The organism is Acidovorax sp. T1 (assembly GCF_002176815.1).
Lineage (GTDB): Bacteria > Pseudomonadota > Gammaproteobacteria > Burkholderiales > Burkholderiaceae_C > Acidovorax.
Genome location: NZ_CP021648.1, coordinates 1,562,731 through 1,583,053 on the forward strand (window position 1 = coordinate 1,562,731; position 20,323 = coordinate 1,583,053).

Annotated in this window: 14 protein-coding genes; 13 read left to right on the plus strand and 1 reads right to left on the minus strand. The window is 66.5% G+C overall.

Going from position 1 to position 20,323, the window contains the following annotated elements:
* Window positions 1-40: 40 nt before the first annotated feature.
* The 4 genes from CCX87_RS21075 to CCX87_RS07450 all read left to right on the plus strand — a co-directional run bounded on the left by CCX87_RS21075 (window position 41) and on the right by CCX87_RS07450 (window position 5,289).
* Window positions 41-580 carry a DEAD/DEAH box helicase family protein gene (locus tag CCX87_RS21075; RefSeq protein ID WP_198314770.1) on the plus strand — a complete coding sequence of 180 codons (540 nt, stop codon included), beginning with the start codon at window positions 41-43 and terminating at the stop codon, window positions 578-580.
* A gap of 51 nt (window positions 581-631) precedes the next feature.
* Entirely contained in the window at window positions 632-3,010 is a 2,379-nt protein-coding gene (locus CCX87_RS07440) for a DEAD/DEAH box helicase (protein ID WP_198314771.1), read from the plus strand.
* Between the two features lie 132 nt (window positions 3,011-3,142).
* Window positions 3,143-4,192, plus strand: coding sequence for a DMT family transporter (locus CCX87_RS07445; RefSeq protein ID WP_232476500.1), 1,050 nt, complete (start codon window positions 3,143-3,145; stop codon window positions 4,190-4,192).
* 131 nt (window positions 4,193-4,323) lie between these two features.
* The gene (locus CCX87_RS07450) at window positions 4,324-5,289 is read left to right on the plus strand and encodes a cation diffusion facilitator family transporter (protein WP_087745126.1); all 966 of its coding nucleotides are present in this window, start codon (window positions 4,324-4,326) and stop codon (window positions 5,287-5,289) included.
* Between the two features lie 37 nt (window positions 5,290-5,326).
* On the opposite strand, the gene CCX87_RS07455 is transcribed toward CCX87_RS07450, so the two are convergent.
* Complete coding sequence (locus CCX87_RS07455) at window positions 5,327-7,900, minus strand: cation-translocating P-type ATPase (RefSeq protein ID WP_087745128.1); 2,574 nt, start codon at window positions 7,898-7,900, stop codon at window positions 5,327-5,329.
* Window positions 7,901-8,139: 239 nt separating this feature from the next.
* On the opposite strand from CCX87_RS07455, the gene CCX87_RS07460 reads away from it, so the two are divergent.
* The 9 genes from CCX87_RS07460 (at window position 8,140) to nusA (ending at window position 20,323) form a co-directional block, all read left to right on the plus strand.
* Window positions 8,140-9,366, plus strand: a complete 1,227-nt coding sequence (locus CCX87_RS07460; protein WP_087745129.1) for an MFS transporter — start codon at window positions 8,140-8,142, stop codon at window positions 9,364-9,366.
* Window positions 9,367-9,392: 26 nt separating this feature from the next.
* Entirely contained in the window at window positions 9,393-10,865 is a 1,473-nt protein-coding gene (locus CCX87_RS07465; RefSeq protein WP_087745131.1) for an RNB domain-containing ribonuclease, read from the plus strand.
* Between the two features lie 54 nt (window positions 10,866-10,919).
* The gene (locus CCX87_RS07470) at window positions 10,920-11,492 is read left to right on the plus strand and encodes a hypothetical protein (RefSeq protein ID WP_198314772.1); all 573 of its coding nucleotides are present in this window, start codon (window positions 10,920-10,922) and stop codon (window positions 11,490-11,492) included.
* Window positions 11,493-11,674: 182 nt separating this feature from the next.
* On the plus strand, window positions 11,675-12,445 hold the full coding sequence (locus CCX87_RS07475) for a c-type cytochrome (RefSeq protein ID WP_232476501.1): 771 nt from the start codon (window positions 11,675-11,677) through the stop codon (window positions 12,443-12,445).
* Window positions 12,446-12,456: 11 nt separating this feature from the next.
* Window positions 12,457-13,818, plus strand: coding sequence for a cytochrome c (locus CCX87_RS07480; protein ID WP_087748235.1), 1,362 nt, complete (start codon window positions 12,457-12,459; stop codon window positions 13,816-13,818).
* Between the two features lie 14 nt (window positions 13,819-13,832).
* On the plus strand, window positions 13,833-14,222 hold the full coding sequence (locus tag CCX87_RS07485) for a thioredoxin family protein (RefSeq protein WP_087745133.1): 390 nt from the start codon (window positions 13,833-13,835) through the stop codon (window positions 14,220-14,222).
* A 231-nt stretch (window positions 14,223-14,453) separates the two neighbouring features.
* Entirely contained in the window at window positions 14,454-17,804 is a 3,351-nt protein-coding gene (locus CCX87_RS07490; protein WP_087748236.1) for a DEAD/DEAH box helicase, read from the plus strand.
* Window positions 17,805-18,166: 362 nt separating this feature from the next.
* On the plus strand, window positions 18,167-18,760 hold the full coding sequence (gene rimP / locus CCX87_RS07495; RefSeq protein WP_087745136.1) for a ribosome maturation factor RimP: 594 nt from the start codon (window positions 18,167-18,169) through the stop codon (window positions 18,758-18,760).
* A gap of 78 nt (window positions 18,761-18,838) precedes the next feature.
* Window positions 18,839-20,323, plus strand: a complete 1,485-nt coding sequence (gene nusA / locus CCX87_RS07500; RefSeq protein WP_087745138.1) for a transcription termination factor NusA — start codon at window positions 18,839-18,841, stop codon at window positions 20,321-20,323.

Genomic DNA, 20,323 nt, shown 5'->3' on the forward strand with positions numbered 1-20,323 from the left:
ATTCTCCCACGCACACTGTTTTTTTGAATTCAACCTTCCCATGACACCTACCGATAACCCCCTCGCCCTCTCCGCCGCACTCACGGCCAAAACCAACCAGTTGGCCCTGGGGCTTGAATCCGGCGCCGCCGATCTGCTGGACCTCGTCACCCCCACCACGGCCGAGCTGCTGCTGTGGTGGTTCGGCCAGGACATGGTGGACGCGCGCGGCGGGCTGAACTTTCATGCCGGGCAAAAGCAGGCCATCCTGAACGCCATCGTGGCGCACGAGGTGCTGGGCGCCGGGAAGGCAAGCTGGACGCTGAAAGACCTGTACCAGCAGGTGGCGCCCGATGCGCTGCTGGCGGGCACCCGGCTGGCCGAGGTGTCGGCGGGCAAACACGCGCACCCCAAATACTGCTTCAAGATGGCCACGGGCACGGGCAAGACCTGGGTGTTGCAGGCGCTCTTGATCTGGCAGTTGCTCAACAAGACGGCGGCGCTGGCCGAGGGCATGGACGACGCACGCTTTACCCGCCAGTTCATGGTGGTGGCGCCGGGGCTAATTGTTTACGAGCGGCTGCTGGATGCGTTTTGCTGAAAATTGATAGCAGGCAGCGCAAGCGGGGCAAGGGATTTCGCCAGTTCTGACATGGCGCAGTTTGCCGACCTGTTCATCCCCGAGGCGCACCGCGATGCGGTGTTTGCCTTTGTGCGCGGCAACGTCTGTGGCAAGGGCGAGATTGGCCTGAAGGCTACGGGCAACGGCATGATCGCCATTACCAACTGGCACCTTTTGGTAGATGGGCTGGCTGAAGGCGAGGTGGTTGACGACGTGGAAACAGTGGAGACCCCAGGCGCGCCGCTGGAACCGCAGCAGGTGGTGGCCGCCGTGCTGCCGCTCATGCCGGGCCGCGCCACGGGCAACAGCCTGGACGTGCTGGACCGCCGCTATGCGCGCGGCAATGTGCTGGAGTTTCTGGCTGCGCTGCCCGAGCTGATGGTGTTCAACGACGAGGCACACCACATCCATGAGTTCAAGCGCGAAGGCGAGGTGACCGAGGTGGAGTGGCAAAAGAGCCTGACCCGCATTGCCGAAACCAAGGGCCGACGCTTTGTGCAGGTGGACTTTTCTGCCACGCCGTACAACGACGTGGGCAGTGGCAAGAACAAGAAGAAGCTGTACTTTGCGCACATCGTCACCGACTTTGACCTGAAGTCGGCCATGCGCGCGGGGCTGGTCAAGTCGTTGGTGCTGGACAGGCGCAAGGAAATTGGCGCGCTGCCGCTGGAGTTCAAGGCCGAGCGCGACGAGGCGGGCAACCCCATCTTGAGCGAGGGCCAGCGCGTGATGCTGCGCGCCGGGCTGCAAAAGCTGCGCAAGCTCGAAGCCGACTTCGCCCGTATCGACCCCGCCCGCCACCCCAAGATGCTGGTGGTGTGCGAGGACACGACGGTGTCGCCCCTGGTGGCGCAGTTTCTGCAAGAGCAGGAAGGCTTGCAGGCGGATGAGGTGATGACCATCGACTCGGGCAAAAAAGCCGAGCTGGGCGAGAAAGACTGGGCGCCCGTGCGCGAGCGCCTGTTCAGCGTGGACCGGCACGCCACGCCGCGCGTCATTGTCAGCGTGTTGATGCTGCGCGAGGGCTTTGACGTGAACAACATTTGCGTCATCGTGCCGCTGCGCAGCTCGCAAGCGCAAATTTTGCTGGAGCAGACCATTGGCCGGGGCCTGCGCCTGATGTGGCGCGATGCCGAATACGCCGACCTGAAGCGCGAAAACCGCGAGCGCATCAACGCCGGGCAAGAGCCTGCCAACCTGATCGACGTGCTGAGCATCGTCGAGCACCCGGCGTTTCAGTCGTTTTACGACGACTTGCTGAAAGAAGGCCTGGCGGGCACCACGGGCGAGGGCATGGACGACACCTCCAGCACGGGCGACGTGATGGCCGCCGAGCTGCGCGAGGGCTTTGAGGCATTTGACTTTGGCATCCCGTTCATCCTGCGCGAGGCCGATGAGCTGCGGGACCACGCCGCCATCGATGTGCTGGCGCTGCCCGCCTTCACCGCCCTGTCGGCGCACGAATTGCGCGGCCTGCTGGGCAAGGGCGACACCTTCATCTCGCAAGACCTGCAAAGCGCCACGTTGTTTGGCGACTACCGCGTGGATGGCGCAGTGATGAACGTGGGCGGCTACAACGACTATCTGGCGCGCCTGACGCGGCGCATCAGCCAGGCGCTGAGCGAGCCGCTGCCCAAAGGTAACAAAATTGCCACGCACCTGGCCAAACCCTATTTGCAAGTCAACACCGCCGATTTGACCGGCTGGCTGGACGACTACATCTGGACGCGGCTGTTTGGCGCCGCCTTCAACCCGCTTGAAGATGAAAACTGGCGCCTGTTGCTGCTGCAGCCGGTGGTGGAGCACATCACCAAGGTGTTTGCCGTGGCGCTGCTCGAATCCGAAGAGCAGCACACCAGCGGCCACACCGAGGTGCATGCGCGCTGGATCAGCGAGGTGCCGCGCCTGATGCTGCGCGAGGCCCATTCGGTAGAAGTCAGCAAGTGCATCTACACCCGCCTGGGCTGGCCCGCGCGCAATGGCGGGCTGGAGCGCAGTTTCATCCACTGGGCGCAGGCCGATAGCCAGGTGCTGGCGTTTTGCAAGATCAGCGAAAACCGCCACCACTTTGCCCGCCTGCGTTATGTGAAGGACGACGGCTTGCCCGCGTTTTACAGCCCCGATTTTCTGGTGCGCACGGCCAGCGGCATTTTTCTGGTGGAAACCAAGGCGCAGCAGCAGGCCATTCACCCCAATGTGCAGCGCAAGTTGAAAGCCGCCGTGGCTTGGGTAGCGCGCATCAACGCCCTGGCGCCAGAACACCGGCAAGGCCTGCCCTGGCATTACGTGCTGCTGGCCGAGAACGTGGTGCACGAGTGGCAGGCCAAGGGCGCGCACCTGGCCGAGCTGCTGGATTACGCCCGGCTGCGGCCGCTGGCCAGTGCAGAGCTGCAGGGGTGGTTGCTGTAGGCGGCGTGTTGGGCCCATCGGCCTGCTTGGGTTGAACGCGTCAATAATGCAGCCTGGCGCCACGGTTTGATAAAAATGTGGCCCTGGTGCTTATGCAGTAAGCGCTACCAGCTATCAAATCAGGAGTGTTTGGTGTTCGATATCCATGGACCCGCCTTGCGCGGAGGCGCTGTGGCGCTGCTGGCGGCGGTGCTGTTTGGCGTCAGCACGCCGCTGGTGCAGCACCTGGGCGCGGGGTTGGGCGCCTTCAGCACGGCGGCGCTGCTGTATGCGGGCGCTGCCGGCATGGGCGCGGTGTTGCGCAAGCCGGTGCAGCAGGAAGCGCGCTTGCGGCGTGCCGATGCGTCCCGCCTGCTGGCCATGGCGGGGTTGGGTGCCGTGCTGGGGCCGGTGGCGCTGGCCTGGGGCTTGCAGCGCACCAGCGGCAGCAGCGCCTCGCTGATGCTGACGCTGGAGGCGCTTTTCACCGCGCTGCTGGCCTGGCGCCTCTACCACGAAACCATGGACCGGCGGGTGTGGGCGGCCATGCTGTTGCTGCTGGCCGGGGGCGTGGCGCTGGTGGTGGACCAGGGGCGCCTCGGTGGCGTGGAGCTGGCCGGCCTGCTGGCGGTGTTGCTGGCCACCATGGCCTGGGGGGCGGACAACACCTTGTCGCGCGCCCTGGCCGAGCGCGACCCGGCGCAGGTGGTGCTGGTCAAGGCGGCACTGGGCGCCTGCGCCACGGCGCTGCTGGCCTGGGGCTTGGGCGAGCCCTTGCCCACTGCGGCGGCGGCCTGGGGCCTGGTGGCCGTGGGGGCCACGGGCTACGGGCTCAGCCTGCGTTGCTACCTGCTGGCGCAACGCGCGTTTGGTGCGGCGCGCACCGGCTCGGTGTTTGCGTTTGCGCCGTTCATTGGCGCAGTGCTGGCGTTTGCCATGGGCGACCGCAGTGCCGGTGGGCTGGTGGTGGTGGGCGGCCTGCTGATGGTGGCCGGGGTGGTGTTGCACCTGGCAGAGACGCATGAGCACCCGCACGACCACGACGCCCTGGAGCACGAACACGCACATCGGCATGACGACGGGCACCACAACCACCGCCACGACCCGATGCCGCAGGGCAGCCACAGCCATGGGCACCAGCACGGGCCGCAGACGCACACCCATGCGCATGTGCCCGACGCCCACCACACGCACCGGCATTGACTGAATCACACAGCATTTGGCTTGCAGCCACGGGGCAAAATACGCCTCGACGCGGGGCATCCCGCACTGTTTCCCAGACACTGGCCCTTGCGGTTTCCTTTTGTTCTCGGCCTGTCTGACAGGCATCCACCATGAATTTCAACGACTTTGCCGACGACGCTGAAGACACCGCGCACACCCCCGCGCAGCGTGCGGCCGCCGCATCGCGCAGCACCTGGGTGAGTGTGGGCGTCAACCTGGTGTTGTCCACCATCCAGATCGTGGTGGGGGTGCTGGCCAAATCCCAGGGCCTGATTGCCGACGGCATCCACTCGCTGTCCGACCTGGTGGCCGATTTCGTGGTGCTGTTCGCCAACCACCATGCCCAAAAAGACGCTGACGAGGGCCACCCCTACGGCCACCACCGCTTCGAGACGGCGGCCTCGCTGGTGCTGGGCCTGTTGCTGCTGGGGGTGGGCGCGGGCATGGTGTGGTCGGCGGTGGTCAAGCTGGAGAACCCGCAAGCCGTGCCGCAGGTGCATGTGATCGCCCTGTGGGTGGCGGGGGCCGCGCTGGTGGGCAAGGAGCTGCTGTTTCGCTACATGCTGGCCGTGGCCAAGCGCGTCAAGTCGGGCATGCTGGTGGCCAACGCCTGGCATGCGCGCTCGGATGCGGCTTCGTCGCTGGTGGTGGGCATCGGCATTGCGGGCAACCTGGCCGGCTACCCCATCCTGGACCCCATTGCAGCACTCATCGTCGGCTTCATGGTGGCCAAGATGGGCTGGGAGTTTGGCTGGGACGCCTTGCACGACCTGATGGACCGCTCGGTGGACGAGCAGGAGGTGCAGGCCATCCGCCAGACGCTGCTCGAAACCCCTGGCGTGAGCGGTGTGCACGATGTGCGCACGCGCAAGATGGGCGACATGATCGTGGTGGATGCGCACCTGGAGGTGAACGCCGCGCTCACGGTGGAAGCGGGCCACGACATCGCCGTGCAGGCCCGCCAGCGCGTGCTGCAACGCCACCGCGTGCTCAACCTCATGACCCATGTGGACCCGTGGCGCAAGCCTGACCTGGACCATGCCGCGCAGCCCGCGCGCGGCGGTGGCGCTGCGTAACTGCCACAGGCAATCAGGCGATCAGGCAATCAGGCAATCAGGCAATCAGGCGGTGCCGAGCTGCCCGCCGCACCAGTTCCAGCCAGGCCAGGCACAGCGCCAGCAGGCCAGCGGCCACCACCACGCCTGGGGTGCCGGGCAGCGCCAGCCCCATGAGTGTGCGCAGCCAGGGAATGCCCAGCACCGCCGCCAGCAACACCACCATCGCGGCGGCAATGCGCCACAGCCAGGGGTTGGGTGTGGTGATGCTTTGCAGCGCAGTGCGCGACAGGTCGCGGTTGGCCAGAATCAGCAGCATGACGCACAGCACCAGCGTGCCAAACACCACGGTGCGGCTTTGCGCGCTGCCCCAGCCCTGGCCAGCCAGCCAGTACTGACCGCCCAACAGCAGGGCGGCCATGCCCAGGCCCTGCAGCACCGAGGACACCAGGGGGCCGATGGCAAAGGGCGAGTCGGAAACCGGCCGTGGCGGCCGCTCCATGCTGGCGCTGTCTTCGGGCTCGGCCTCCAGCACGACGGCGCAGGTGGGGTCGATCAGCAACTGCAGCAGCACGATATGCACCGGCATCAGCAGCGTGGGCCATTTCAGCAGCGTGGGCACCAGCACCAGCGCAATGATGGGGGCGTGCACCGCAAAGGTGAAGCGAATGGCCTTGCGGATGTTGCCGTCGATGCGCCGCCCCTGGCGGATGGCGGCGACGATGCGGGCAAAGCTGTCGTCCAGCAGCACCAGCGCGGCGGCCTCGCGCGCCACGTCGGTGCCGCGCTCGCCCATGGCAATGCCCACGTCGGCGGCCTTGAGGGCGGGCGCATCGTTCACGCCGTCGCCCGTCATGGCCACCACCTCGCCACTGGCGCGCAGCAGTTGCACCAGGCGCAGCTTGTGCTGGGGCTGCAGGCGCGCGCACAGGTCCACATGGCGCAGTCGTTCTGTCAGGGCAGCGTCGTCCAGCGCCTGCAGCTGCGCGCCGGTGATGACGTCGGGGCGGTCTGAGAGGCCCACCTGCTGCGCGATGGCGCGGGCCGTGGCGGGGTGATCGCCAGTCATCATGATCACGCGCACGCCCGCGCGCCGGCATTCGGCCAGCGCGGCAGGCACCTCGGGGCGCGGCGGGTCGGCCAGCGCCACCAGGCCCAGAAAATCAAAGTCGAAGTCGTGCTGGCTCTGCGGCCAGGGCGGGCTCTGGCTGGCGGCCGGGGCCACGCCCTTCCAGCGGCCGCGCGCCACACCCAGCACGCGCAGGCCGCGCTCGGCCATGGCCTCCACCTGGCGGCGGATGGCATCGCGCCGCGCTGCATCCAGGTGGCACAGGTCGGCCACGGCCTCGGGCGCGCCCTTGGTGGCCAGCAGGTGCATGTTGGGCTCATCGCTGGCAAAAACGCGCGTCATGGCCAGAATCTCGCCCGACAGGGCGTATTCAAACTCGGGCTCGCGCCCGTCATGCACATGCTCGGTGCCCTGCAGCCACTGGTGGCCAAAATGCTGGATGGCCTTTTCCATGGGGTCGAACGGGTCGCCCGGCGTGGCCAGCATGGCGAACTCGGTCAGCAGGTGGAAGTGCTCGGGCAAGTCGCTGGCGCCTTCGGGGTCGAAATGCTGGTCGGCGGTGGCAAGCCCGGCCACTGCCATGCGGTTCAGGGTGAGCGTGCCCGTCTTGTCCACCGCCAGCACGGTGATGGCGCCCAGTGCCTCGACGGCGGTGACGCGCCGCGTCAGCACCTTCTGGTGTGCAATGCGCCAGGCCCCCAGCGCCAGAAACACGGTCAGGATGACCGGAATCTCCTCGGGCAGGATGGCCATGGCCAACGCAATGCCCGACAGCAGGCTGTCGAGCAGCGGGCGGCCGTTCCACCACCAGCCCAGCAGCACCTGCGCCAGCGCCAGCACGACGGCGGCCGTGCCCAGCGTGCGCACCAGCCGGCGCGAGCCCTGTTGCAGCGCAGAAGGCGGCTCGGTGGTTGCCGCCAGATCGGCGCCGATGCGCCCCACGGCCGTGTGGGCCGCCGTGGCGCACACCTCGGCCACACCCACGCCACGCGTGACCACGGTGCTGGCGTAGATAGCCGCCATGCTTGCCGGCGGCTGCTCGTTGGGTGCTGCGGGCAGTTTGGCCACGGGCACGGCTTCGCCGGTGAGCAGGGATTCGTCCACTTCGAGTTGGCCGTCGAGCAGCAACGCGTCGGCGGCAATGCGGTCGCCCTCGTGCAGCACCAGCAGGTCGCCGCGCACCACGTCGCGCCCGGCAATGCGCTGCTCCTGGCCGTCGCGAATCACCAGCGCGCGCGGGGCCGACAGGTCGCGCAGCGATTCGAGCGCGCGCTGCGTTTTGCGCTCTTGCGCCAGCGTGATGCCGATGACCACGAACACAAAGCCCAGCAAAAACAGCGCCTCGGCGCGGTCGCCCAGCGCCAGGTAGATGCCGCCAGCTGCCAGCAGCATGAGAAACATGGGTTCGGTGAGCACATCGCGCACGATGGCGAGCATGGATTTGGGTGCGCTGCCGGGCAGCAGGTTGGGGCCTTCGGCGCTCAGGCGGCGGGCCGCCTCGGCGGTGCTCAAGCCTGGTGGCATGGACGCTGCGCGGGGCGGTGGGGCTGGATTGGTGGGCATCGCAATCTTCCTCATGGGTTAATAGGCCATGGTGGGCCGCCGGTTCCCTTCGTAGCAGGGCCTGCCGCCAGTGTAGGGATGCGAGATGGCGCTGGGCTTGCGGTTTTGGTGGTTGGAATGAAATAGGCTGTTAGCGCTTATGTAGCAAGCGCTAGCAGCTATTGTTTTAATAGTGACGTGGTGCATCTTCACGCCGATGGCGTTGCACAATGCGAGCACCGTACCGCTGAGGAAACACGATGCGCCCGTCCGTTCGCGAAGATTCCGCTGCCGACCCGGCCACCACCGCCATCACCGCACGCGGCACGATCCATCCCGATGTGCTCAGGCTGGGCCTGGTGAGTTTTTTGACCGACCTGAGCTCCGAGATGATCTTCTCGGTGTTTGCCGTGTTCTTCACCACGGTGGCCGGTGCCTCGACGGCGTTGCTGGGGTTGATCGAGGGCCTGGCAGATTTTTCGGCGTCTTCCCTCAATTACCTGGCCGGCTGGCTTTCAGACCGCAGTGGCCGGCGCAAGTGGTTTGCCACGGCGGGCTACGGCTTTTCGACACTGGCCAAGCTGATCTTGCTGGTGTCGTCGTCCATCGTGGGGTTGTCGGTCTTTCGCGTCATCGAGCGGCTGGGCAAGGGCTTTCGCGGCCCGCCGCGCGATGCCTGGCTGTCGTCGATGGCCGCCAAGGAGTCGCGTGGCTATGCGTTTGGCGTGCACAAGGCCCTGGACAAGGCGGGCGCCGTGCTGGGCCCGCTGGTGGCTTATGCGGTGCTCCAATCGCTGGGCGAATCGGCCAGCACCTACAGCCTGCTGTTTCTGGTGGCCTTTGTGCCGGCGGTGGTGGCCGTGGTGGTGCTCACGCGCATCCCCGACCAGCGCGGCCAGCCCCATGCGCGCGAGAGCGTGCGGCAGAACTGGCAGCAGCTCAGCCCGGCGTTCAAGCGTTTTCTGGTGCCGGCAGGGGTGTTTGCGCTGGCGTATTTCAGCCTGGGCTTTGTCTTGCTCAAGGCCCATGCCGTGGGCTTTGGCATGACCGACATCGTGCTGCTGTATGCGCTGTTCAATGCCATCTGCGTGGTGGCGGCGCCGCTGGTGGGGCGGCTGGGCGACAGGGTGGGGCGCAGCCGCATCGTGGTGCTGGGCTATGCGCTGTATGCGGCCCTCAATGTGTGGCTGGTGCTGGCGGCCAGCCGCGGGGAAATGGTGGGCATTTTTTGCCTGTATGGCGTGTTCTATGCCATCGAAGAGTCGCAAAGCAAGGCCTTCATCGCCGACCTGGAGCCCGAGCGCCGCGCCACGGCCATGGGCGTCTACAACTTCGTCACGGGTGGCTTGTACCTGCCCGCATCGCTGATGGCGGGCGCGCTGTGGGCGGTGGCGCCAGCCCTGGCTTTCGGGTTGGCCGCGGTGCTGTCGGTGGCGGCCATGGTGGTGTTTATTGCGTCGAAGCCCGCCGCAGTCGGGGGGCGCTGATCGCAGCGGCAACTTACATTTGGGCCATGGACAAACCACACACCTTTCACCGCAGCGACCTGGTGCGCATTGCCATTGATGCCATGAAGGAGCGCGGCCTGGAGCCCGAGTTTCCGCCGCGCGCCCTGCAGCAGCTGCAGACCATCGACGCCGCCGCGCAGGACGACGACCCGCGCATCCGCGACATGACGGCGCTGCCCTGGTGCTCGATCGACAACGACGACTCGCGCGACCTCGACCAGCTCACGGCCTGCGGCCCCTTGGGCCATGGTGCCGTGAAGATTTTTGTGGCCGTGGCCGATGTGGACGCCCTGGTCAAAAAGAACTCGGCCATCGACCAGCACGCGCACACCAACACCACGTCGGTCTATACCTCGGCGCGGGTGTTTCCGATGTTGCCCGAGCGCTTGTCCACCGACCTCACCTCGCTGAACCCCGGCCAGGAGCGCATCGCCATCGTGACCGAAATGGTGGTGGATGCCGAGGGCGTCGTCACCCATTCCACCGTGCACCGTGCGCGGGTGCGCAACCAGGCCCAGCTGGCTTATGACGCGGTGGCCGCGTGGATCGACGGCGCGGGTGACCTGCCCGAGGCCGCGCGCGCGGTGCCCGGCATGGACGAGCAGCTGCGCACCCAGGATGCGGTGGCCCAGCGCATGCGCGCGCGCCGGCGCGAGCAGGGCTCGCTCGATCTGGAGACCTTCCAGCCGCGCGCGGTGTTCGACGGCGACCGCGTGGTGGACATTCGCCAGCAAGCGCAGAACCGGGCGCGCCAGCTCATCGAAGAATTCATGATCGCCACCAACACCTGCACCGCGCAGTTTCTGGCGCAGCATGGCGGCAGCGCCTTGCGGCGGGTGGTGCGCTCGCCCGAGCGCTGGCTGCGCATCGTGGAAGTGGCCAGCAAGTATGGCGAGGCGCTGCCCAAAGAGCCCGATTCGCGCGCGCTCGAGGGCTTTCTGGCGCGCCAGCGCAAGGCCGATCCGCTGCGCTTTCCCGATCTGTCGCTGGTCATCGTCAAGCTGATGGGGTCGGGCGAGTATGTGGTGGAGCACGCGCGGGGCGAGCCCATCGGCCACTTCGGCCTGGCCGTGCGCGACTACACGCATTCCACGGCGCCCAACCGCCGTTACCCTGATCTGGTGAGCCTGCGCATGGTCAAGGCGCTGCTGTCGGGCGAGCGTGCGCCCTATGGCCTGGCCGAACTGACCACGCTGGCCGAGCATTGCACCCACCAGGAAGACGCGGCCCAAAAGGTGGAGCGCAGCGTGCGCAAATCCGAGGCAGCGCTGTTCATGCAGGGGTTGATCGGCCAGCGGTTTGACGCCATCGTCACCGGCCGCAGCGAAAGCGCCACCTGGGTGCGCATCTTCACGCCGCCGGCCGAGGGCCTGCTGGTGGCGGGGGATTTCAACCTCGACGTGGGGGCGAAAATCCGCGTGAAGCTGGTCAGCACGAACGTGGAGCGCGGTTTCATCGATTTCGAGCAGGCGCGCTGAACAGCCGCACCGACTTCGCAGCCAACCCGGGCCCCGTCTGCACAAGGAACACCCATGAACGAACCCTCACCCGCTCACTCGCCACCCGCACCGGATGCCCTGGCCGCCCAGGCCGACATCCGCGCCCGTTTCCGCCACCTGCGCGCCGGTGCGGGGCTGCAAGGGGCTGTCACGGTGCTGCACATCGGCGCCGAACACACCGCCGTTGCCACGGGGCCGGGCGATGAGGCCGCTGCCTGGCTGGTGCTGGACATTGGCGCGCAGAAAACGGCGCGGCAATTTTTCAAGCGCAGCCCGCCCACGCCGCTGGAGATGGAAAACGCCATTGCCACCGTCGAAGACGAGGTGATCCGGGCGGTGCCCATGCTGGCGCCGGGCTCGGCCTTGCTGTGTGCCGACGCGGTGGTGCGCGAGATGGCCCTGCTGGCGGGTGTGGCGCCCGGTGAATCGATGGCAATGCCGCTCGATGCCATGGAACGGGTGTTTGAGCGCCTGGCCGCCGTGGCCGAAGGGCGCCCGGTTGCGCGCGAGGGCTTGCCACAAGGCGCCGACTTCGCTGCCGCGCTGCTGATCCTGCGCGAGTTCATGCACCACCTGCGGTTCGGGTCCATCACCGTGCTGCGCTGAGAGGCTGAGTTCGTGAACAGGTTCTTGGCGCAATCCACCACTTGGAATGAGCGACTTGAGAAACCAGTCAATAATTAGATAAAAATGGCTGTTTGCGCTTTACCAGTATGCGCATGCAGCTATTGTTTTTGTAGCTTGCTCGCACCCGTATGGGTGCATTGCTTTCCCGTCAGAATCCGCCCATGACCTATTGCCTGCTTCAATCACGGCGTTCCTTGTTGCCCTTGCTATGGGTTGCCGCACTGGGCGCAACCGCCCTGGTTGCCACGCCGGCCCGCGCTGCTCCTGAAACGCCGGCCATGGCCGCCAGCGCCATGGCGCCCCGCGTGCTGGCCTGCACCACCTGCCACGGCAAGGAAGGCCGCGCTACGCCAGACGGTTACTTTCCGCGCATCGCGGGCAAGCCGGCGGGCTACCTGTACAACCAGCTGCTCAATTTTCGGGACGGGCGGCGCAGCTACCCGCAGATGGGCTACCTCATCGAGCACCTCACGGACGACTATCTGCGCGAGATCGCCACCCACTTTGCCGCGCTGCAGGTGCCCTATGCGCCGCCCCCGGCGCCCCAGGCCGCGCCGCAGGTGTTGGAGCGCGGGCGCCAGCTGGTGCAGCAGGGCGATGCGGCGCGCCGGCTGCCCGCCTGCGTGCAGTGCCACGGCCAGGCAATGACGGGGCTGCAGCCGTCGATTCCCGGCTTGCTGGGCCTGCCGCGCGACTACCTCAACAGCCAGCTCGGGGCCTGGCAAACCGGCCAGCGCCGCGCGCAGGCGCCCGATTGCATGGCCGATATTGCGCGCCAGCTTTCGCCCGCGGAGGTGAGTGCGGTATCGGCCTGGCTGGCGGCCCAGCCGGTGCCGGGGGATGGCAAGCCCGCCGACCGGCTGGCAGCGGCCATGCCCGTGCGCTGCGGTGGTGTCGATGGTGTGCCGGTGGTGGACGCGGCGGCGCGTTGAAGGGGAACACCATGAAACGCATCCTCTGGACGATCTCTTCCACCATGGCCGCCCTGGGCTTGGGCGCCGCCGCCGTGGTGGCGCTGAACCTGCGCGGCGAAGCGCCGTTGACCGCCGGCGAAACCCCGCAAAGCACGCCCGAACTGGTGGCCCGTGGCGAATACCTGGCGCGCGTGGGCAACTGCATGGCCTGCCACACCGTGCAGGGCGGCGCGCCCTATGCGGGCGGGCGCGGCATCGACACGCCGTTTGGCGTCATCCACACCTCCAACCTCACGCCCGACAAGGCCACGGGCATCGGCAACTGGTCGGCCGCCGAGTTCTGGCGCGCGCTGCACAACGGCCGCTCCAAAGACGGGCGCCTGCTGTACCCGGCGTTTCCCTACCCCAATTACACGCAGGTGACGCGCGAGGATTCCGACGCCATCTATGCCTATCTGCAAAGCCTGCCCGCCGTGGCGCAGGCCAACCGGCCGCACGCGCTGCGCTTTCCCTACAGCACGCAGGCGGCCCTGGGCGTGTGGCGGGCGTTGTTTTTTACCGCCGGGCCGCCCCCAGCTGAAAAAGCGGCCCCCTTGGGGGGCGGCGACCCGCAAAGCGGCGGAGCGAGGGGGGCCACGCTTGCGCCCGGCGCGCCACCGGCCGAGCCCACGCAGTTGGCGCAATGGAACCGGGGTGCCTATCTGGTCAACGGCCTGGGCCACTGCGCCGCCTGCCACACACCGCGCAATGCGCTGGGCGCCAGCAACCCCGCGCAGGCTTTCAGCGGCGGGCTGATTCCGGTGCAAAACTGGTATGCGCCGGCACTCAATGCCGCTGCCGAGGCGGGCGTGGCGCACTGGCCTGTCGAAGACGTGGTGGCCCTGCTCAAAACCGGCGTGGCGCCGCAGGGCTCGGTCACCGGGCCCATGGCCGAGGTGGTGTTTCGCAGCACGCAGTATTTGAGCGATGCCGACGCCCAGGCGATGGCCGTGTATCTGCGGGCGCTGCCGCAGCAGGCCCCCGCCGCCACGGCGGTGGCCAAACCAGCGGACGCCACGCTGGAGCGCGGTGCGAAGGTGTATGAGCAGCATTGCGCGCAGTGCCATGGCGACAAGGGCGAGGGTCAACCGGGTGCGTTCCCGGCCCTGGCCGGCAACCGCGCCGTGATGCTGCAAGACCCCACCAACCTCGTGCGCATGGTGCTGCAGGGCGGCTATCTGCCGGCCACGGCGGGCAACCCGCGCCCGCACGGCATGCCGCCCTTCATGCAGGTGCTGGGCGACGAGGACGTGGCGGCGGTCAGCACCTTTGTGCGCAATGCCTGGGGCAACCAGGCGAGCGCAGTGGGTACCATTGGCGTTTACCGTGCCCGGGAGCGGCGCGGGTCTTGAAGGAGAACCCCCCGATGCAGAGCCCGGCCGCGTTGCCAGAAATCCACCCAGCGGCCCCTGGCAGCGGCTGGTGGGCGGTGTGCCTGTGCGCCGGCTGGTGCGGCACCTGTCGCGACTACCAGCCCCTGTTTGACGAGTTGGCGCGTGCGCACCCCGGCGTGCGTTTTGAGTGGGTGGACATCGAGGACGAATCCGAAATCGCGGGCGATCTGGACGTGGAGACCTTCCCCACGCTGCTGATTGCCGACGGCCGCCGGGCCTTGTTCCTGGGGCCGCTGCTGCCGCAGGCGCCTGTGCTGGCCAGGCTGTTGACCAGCCTGCAGGCCGGTGCACCAAGCGCCGCCGGGGCAGGGGGCGAGGCCCAGGAACTGTTTGAGCGCGTGCGCGCCGCGCGCGGGGCCTAGTCGCCGGGTCTTGTGGCACCTGTTGGCACCAGTGTGCGCGCGCAGGCGCGGAGCGGAAGCGATGCGTGTTGCGGGCTCGGTGGGTGTTTTTACTCCTGTTTTTATAGCTGCAGGCGCTTATTCATAAAGCGCTAGAGGCACTTTTTACTTGGTTTTCCTATGGTGCGCTCTTCGTGGTTTGATCTTCGTTCGTTGCAGGCGCAGTGCGACAAGGGCGCCTGGTCGCGTGGCATGGGGCTTTATCGCAACGCGGACGTGCTCCACGTCGATATCGAACCCGATGGCGATGGCCGCTGGCTGATGGATGGCGAGGTGCAGGGCAGCCTGTTCGACCCCTATGAGGTGTCGGTGGAACTGGTCATCGCGCCCAATGGCCAGGTCAAGCAATGGTCGGGTGACTGCAGTTGCCCCGTGGGCGTGGATTGCAAGCATGCAGTGGCGCTGACGCTGGCAGCGGCGCACGAAAACCCGGCGCTGGAGCAACCCCCTGCGCCCTCCGCCGATGGACTCAAAGCGCTGCAGCAGCGCAAGGAAGCCCTGGCGCGCGCAGAGGCCGAAGCCCGGCTGGTGCACTGGTTGCACGACTGGGACAGCGCCTCGGGCGTGCCAGCCACGCCAGCCCCGGGAGCCAGGCCGGATCGGCCCGAACAGTATCTGTACCTGCTCTCCACCGTGACGCTGCCGCGCGCCACCGCGCCGCAAATGCAGCTGGAGGCCGTGGTGTCTTACCCCAAAGTCACCGGCGGCTGGGCCAAGCCCAAGCCGATTCGCACGCAGCCTGGCCCGGGGCAGGCCGTGTATGACCGCGCCAGCGATGCCGACCACCAGGTGCTGCAACTGCTGCGGGCCATGCCGCGCAACCTGGGTTACTACTCGGCCTATAGCCTTGCGCCATCGGGGGTGCTGGAGGGCGCGGCGGGCGTTCTCGCGCTGCAGCAGGCGGCCAGCACCGGCCGCCTGTTTGCCGACGTGGGGGGCTCCACCGTGGGCGCGCCGCTGCGCTGGGGCGAGCCGCTGCCCATCACCTGGGCATGGCGCGAGTCCACGCCAGCCGCAGGGGGTGAAAGCACCTGGGCCCTGGGTGCCAGCCTGCCTGCGGCGTCGGCCACGCTGTGCGGCAACAGCCCCCCGCTGTACCTCGATGCCGACCACGGCGTGGTTGGCGCGGTGCAGGCCGAAGGCCTGAGCGCTGCACGGCTCGCCCTGCTGCTCAAGGCGCCCGCGCTGAGCGCCGCCGCGCTGCAAAAGCACCAGGCCGAGGTCGCCAGCCGCCTGGGCGGTGTGCTGCCATTGCCGCCGGTGCTCGGGCCGCTCACGCGGGTGCAGGGCGTGCAACCCGTGGCGCGCCTGCATCTGGCGCCCGTGCCGGCGGGCGATGTGCCCGACCTGGGCCTCATCACCGCACAGCTGCGGTTCGACTACCAGGGCCATGTGGGCTGGTGGGTGGGGCAGGAGCTGGATGTGCTGGTGCCGGCGGCAGATGGCGGCCAAGTGTTGCTGCAGCGCGATGCACAAGCCGAGCTCGGTGCCATCGAGCGGCTGATGGACCTGGGCCTGCTGGCCACCGACGATGGCCTGTTCGGCATCCCTGGCGACCGCCCGCAAAACGATTGGATGCACTGGGCCGACAACGGTTTCGGGGTGCTGCGCGAGGCGGGGTTTGACGTCACGCTCGATGCCGCGCTCTCTGGCTGGATCACGCACGCCGACACACTGGCCGTGGCGTTGCAGCCCGAGGGCGACGACGAGGCCACATCGCCCTGGTTTGCGCTGTCGCTGGGCATCGAGATCAACGGCGTGCGCCACAACATCCTGCCCTGGCTGCCCGACCTGATCGCCGCCGCTGCGGCCCACCCGCCAGACCCCGAAACCGGCTTGCCCCAGTTGCCATCGCATGTCTATCTGCCGTCGCAGGCGGGCCCCGGCTTTGTGCGCCTGCCCACCGACACGCTGCGACCGTGGCTGGCGGCGCTGCTGGACCTGGTGGGCGACCGTGCCCATGACTTCACCGGCGACAGCCTCAAGCTCTCGCGCATGGATGCGTTGCGCACCAGCGCCGCGCTGGGCGAGGGGGCCGTGTGGGAGGGTGCCGGTGCTTTGCGCGCCATGGTGGAGCAGCTCAAGGGCGCCAAGGCGTTGCCCGAAGTGCCGCTGTCGGCCAGCGTGCACGCCACGCTGCGGCCCTACCAGCAGCAGGGCCTGAACTGGCTGCAGTTTTTGCGTGCGCATGGCCTGGCCGGTGTGCTGGCCGACGACATGGGCCTGGGCAAAACGCTGCAGACCCTGGCGCACATCCAGGTCGAAAAAGATGCGGGCCGCCTGACCCACCCCGCACTCATCATTGCGCCCGTGAGCCTCATGGGTAACTGGCAGCACGAGGCCGCTCGGTTTTGCCCGGGCCTGCGCAGCCTGGTGCTGCACGGCGCGGGCCGCCATGAGGTGGCCGAATCGTTGGCCGAGCACGACCTGGTCATTGCCCCGTATTCATTGCTGCAGCGCGACCGGGAACGATGGCTGGCGCATGAGTGGCATCTGGTGGTGCTCGACGAAGCCCAGAACATCAAGAACGCCAGCACGCATGCCGCACAGGTGGTGAGCCAGCTGCAGGCGCGCCACCGACTGTGCCTGTCGGGCACGCCCATGGAGAACCACCTGGGCGAGGTCTGGAGTTTGTTTCACTTTCTGATGCCCGGCTTTCTGGGCAGCCAGCGGCACTTCAACGAGCTGTTTCGCACGCCGATTGAAAAACAGGGCGACGGCGCGCGCATGGCGCAGTTGCGCGCGCGCGTCACGCCGTTCATGCTGCGCCGCACCAAGGCGCTGGTGGCCGGCGAACTGCCGCCCAAGGTCGAGACCGTGATGCCCGTGGAAATGACCGGTGCGCAGGCCGACCTGTATGAAACCATCCGCTTAGGCATGGAAAAAACCGTGCGCGAGGCACTGCAGTCCAAGGGGCTGGCCAAGTCGCAGATCACCATCCTCGATGCGCTGCTCAAGCTGCGCCAGGTGTGCTGCGACCCGCAACTGGTTCCGCTGGATGCCGCCAAAAAGGTCAAGACTTCGGCCAAGCTGGAGCAGTTGATGGCGCTGCTGCCCGAAATGCTGACCGAGGGGCGGCGCATTTTGCTGTTCTCGCAGTTCACCAGCATGCTCACGCTGATCGAGGCCGAGCTGAAAAGGCGCAAACTGCCCTGGGTCAAGCTCACCGGCCAAAGCCAAAAGCGCGACGCGATCATCGAGCAGTTCACCAGCGGGCAGGTGCCGCTGTTTCTGATCAGTCTCAAGGCGGGCGGGGTGGGGCTCAATTTGCCCCAGGCCGATACGGTGATCCATTACGACCCGTGGTGGAACCCCGCTGTGGAAGCCCAGGCCACCGACCGCGCCCACCGCATCGGCCAGACACAGAGCGTGTGGGTGATCAAGCTGGTCGCCCAAGGCACGATTGAAGAGAAGATTCTGGCGCTGCAGGAGCGCAAGGCGCAGCTGGCAGGCAGCCTGTATGGCGGCGCGGCTGCGCGCAAGGAGCCGATGTTCACCGAAAGCGACCTCGCAGAACTGCTGCAGCCGCTATCACGGTTGTAGCTGCTCGCGCTTGTTGAATAAGCGCCAGGTGCCGTTTTGGTATCGCATCGTCCGGCAGGCCGCGTGGGCACTGGCCTGGGCGCATTGACAACAGCTTTCCCCGTGTGCATCTTTGCAAAACAACACTTTGCACGCTACAATACGGGTCTCACGACCAAACGGGCGGGTACCAACCGCCCGTTTTTTTTGGTCGAATGCTTTTGGAGCTCGAAGCTGTCGGGGAAGAGTCTCCGGGGGTTATCGGGTTTTTTGTTTTGGACTTACGCAAACAAGGGTGCACGAGGGGTGCTTCCATGGGGTGGCAGCTGGCCTGATCCTGATTTGCGTAAGTTGTGTTGTTTTTCCGGGATTGAACTGAACACGTGGCATTACAGCAAGTCGTTGAACAAATTGTGGCGGGTCTGGGTTATGACCTGGTGGAGATCGAGCGATCTCCGGGGGGCTTGCTGCGCGTCACCATCGATTTGCCATGGGTTCAGCCCGCGGTGGATGCACCAGAGCCGGCCATCGAGCAATACGTCACGGTGGAAGACTGTGAAAAGGTCACCCGCCAGCTGCAGTTTGCGCTGGAGGTGGATGGGGTCGAGTACAAACGGCTCGAAGTCTCGTCGCCGGGCATTGATCGCCCCTTGCGCCACGAGCAGGATTTTGTGCGTTTTGAAGGTTCGGTCATCGACCTCACTCTGAAAGCGCCCATCGGCGCTGCGGCGGTGGGGCAGGTCAATGCCACCCGCAAAAAGTTTCGTGGCACGCTGGAGCGGGCCGAATCAGGTGGCTGGCAGATCGTCTGGAGCGATGAGCCGGCGGTCAAGCCTGGTCAGAAAATAAGCAAGAAGCGTGTGCCAGCCCCCTTGCAGGCGCTGGGGTTCGCGCTGGATGAGCTCAGGGATGCCCGACTGGCGCTCATTGTGGATTTCAAGGGGCGGGGGGCAAAGGCTGGTCAAGTACCGGACTGAGTCGCTGGATGGTTTGGAGTAGGTGGGCAGTTGCTGGCAGCTGTTGCCTGCGGATGATAGAAACAGGAGAGTCGTCGCATGAATCGCGAATTGTTGATGTTGGTTGAGGCCATTTCGCGCGAGAAGAACGTGGAGCGCGATGTGGTCTTGGGCGCCGTGGAGTCGGCCTTGGCCCAGGCTACCAAGAAGCTGTACCAGGGCGAGGTGGACATCCGCGTGTCCGTCGATCGCGACAGCGGCAACTATGAGACTTTCCGTCGCTGGCTGGTGGTGCCTGACGAGGCGGGTCTGCAAAATCCCGAAGCCGAAGAGCTGCTGATGGACGCCAAGGAGCGTATCGCCGACATCGAAGTCGGGGAATACATCGAAGAAGGCGTCGAGTCGGTGCCCATCGGTCGCATCGGCGCTATGGCGGCCAAGCAGGTCATCCTGCAGAAGATCCGCGACGCCGAGCGCGAAATGCTGCTCAACGACTTCATGTCGCGTGGCGAGCGCATTTTCACGGGCACCGTCAAGCGCATGGACAAGGGCGACATCATTGTCGAATCCGGCCGCGTGGAGGGCCGCCTGCGTCGCAGCGAGATGATCCCCAAGGAAAACCTGCGCAGTGGCGACCGCGTTCGCGCCATGATCATGGAAGTGGACCTGACGCTGCGCGGCGCGCCCATCATCCTGTCGCGCTCGGCCCCCGAGTTCATGGTCGAGCTGTTCCGCCAGGAAGTGCCCGAGATCGAGCAAGGCCTGTTGGAGATCAAGAGCTGCGCCCGTGACCCCGGTTCGCGCGCCAAGATTGCCGTGCTGTCGCATGACAAGCGCGTGGACCCCATCGGTACCTGCGTTGGCGTGCGCGGCACCCGTGTGAATGCGGTGACCAACGAGCTTGCCGGCGAACGCGTGGACATCGTGCTGTGGTCCGAAGACCCGGCCCAGTTCGTGATTGGTGCGCTGGCCCCGGCCAACGTCTCGTCCATTGTGGTCGATGAGGAAAAGCATGCCATGGACGTGGTGGTGGATGAGGAAAACCTCGCCATCGCCATCGGTCGTGGCGGCCAGAACGTGCGTCTGGCCTCCGACCTGACTGGTTGGAAAATCAACATCATGGACGCCGCCGAGTCGGCCCAGAAGCAGGCCAACGAGTCTGATACGGCCCGCCGTCTGTTCATGGAAAAGCTCGATGTGGACGAGGAAATCGCCGACATCCTGATCGCCGAAGGTTTCAACAGCCTGGAAGAGGTGGCTTATGTGCCACTGCAGGAAATGCTGGAAATCGAAAGCTTCGACGAAGATACCGTGAGCGAGCTGCGTACCCGTGCCAAGGATGCGTTGCTCACCATGGAAATCGCCCGCGAGGAAAGCGTTGGCGAGGTTTCGCAGGATCTGCGCGATCTCGAAGGCCTTACACCCGAATTGATTGCCAAGCTGGCAGAAAATGGTGTGCACACGCGTGACGACCTGGCCGATCTGGCCATTGATGAACTGACCGACCTGACCGGACAGTCCGCAGAAGATGCCAAAGCCTTGATCATGAAGGCGCGCGAACACTGGTTCGCAGGGCAAGAGTAA

What these genes read in the sequence shown, in the direction of transcription:
- CCX87_RS21075 (WP_198314770.1), top strand. Translation starts at nt 41, where the DNA reads ATGACACCTACCGATAACCCCCTCGCCCTCTCCGCCGCACTCACGGCC.
- CCX87_RS07440 (WP_198314771.1), top strand. Translation starts at nt 632, where the DNA reads ATGGCGCAGTTTGCCGACCTGTTCATCCCCGAGGCGCACCGCGATGCG.
- CCX87_RS07450 (WP_087745126.1), top strand. Translation starts at nt 4,324, where the DNA reads ATGAATTTCAACGACTTTGCCGACGACGCTGAAGACACCGCGCACACC.
- CCX87_RS07455 (WP_087745128.1), bottom strand. Translation starts at nt 7,900, where the DNA reads ATGCCCACCAATCCAGCCCCACCGCCCCGCGCAGCGTCCATGCCACCA.
- CCX87_RS07460 (WP_087745129.1), top strand. Translation starts at nt 8,140, where the DNA reads ATGCGCCCGTCCGTTCGCGAAGATTCCGCTGCCGACCCGGCCACCACC.
- CCX87_RS07465 (WP_087745131.1), top strand. Translation starts at nt 9,393, where the DNA reads ATGGACAAACCACACACCTTTCACCGCAGCGACCTGGTGCGCATTGCC.
- CCX87_RS07470 (WP_198314772.1), top strand. Translation starts at nt 10,920, where the DNA reads ATGAACGAACCCTCACCCGCTCACTCGCCACCCGCACCGGATGCCCTG.
- CCX87_RS07475 (WP_232476501.1), top strand. Translation starts at nt 11,675, where the DNA reads ATGACCTATTGCCTGCTTCAATCACGGCGTTCCTTGTTGCCCTTGCTA.
- CCX87_RS07480 (WP_087748235.1), top strand. Translation starts at nt 12,457, where the DNA reads ATGAAACGCATCCTCTGGACGATCTCTTCCACCATGGCCGCCCTGGGC.
- CCX87_RS07485 (WP_087745133.1), top strand. Translation starts at nt 13,833, where the DNA reads ATGCAGAGCCCGGCCGCGTTGCCAGAAATCCACCCAGCGGCCCCTGGC.
- CCX87_RS07490 (WP_087748236.1), top strand. Translation starts at nt 14,454, where the DNA reads ATGGGGCTTTATCGCAACGCGGACGTGCTCCACGTCGATATCGAACCC.
- nusA (WP_087745138.1), top strand. Translation starts at nt 18,839, where the DNA reads ATGAATCGCGAATTGTTGATGTTGGTTGAGGCCATTTCGCGCGAGAAG.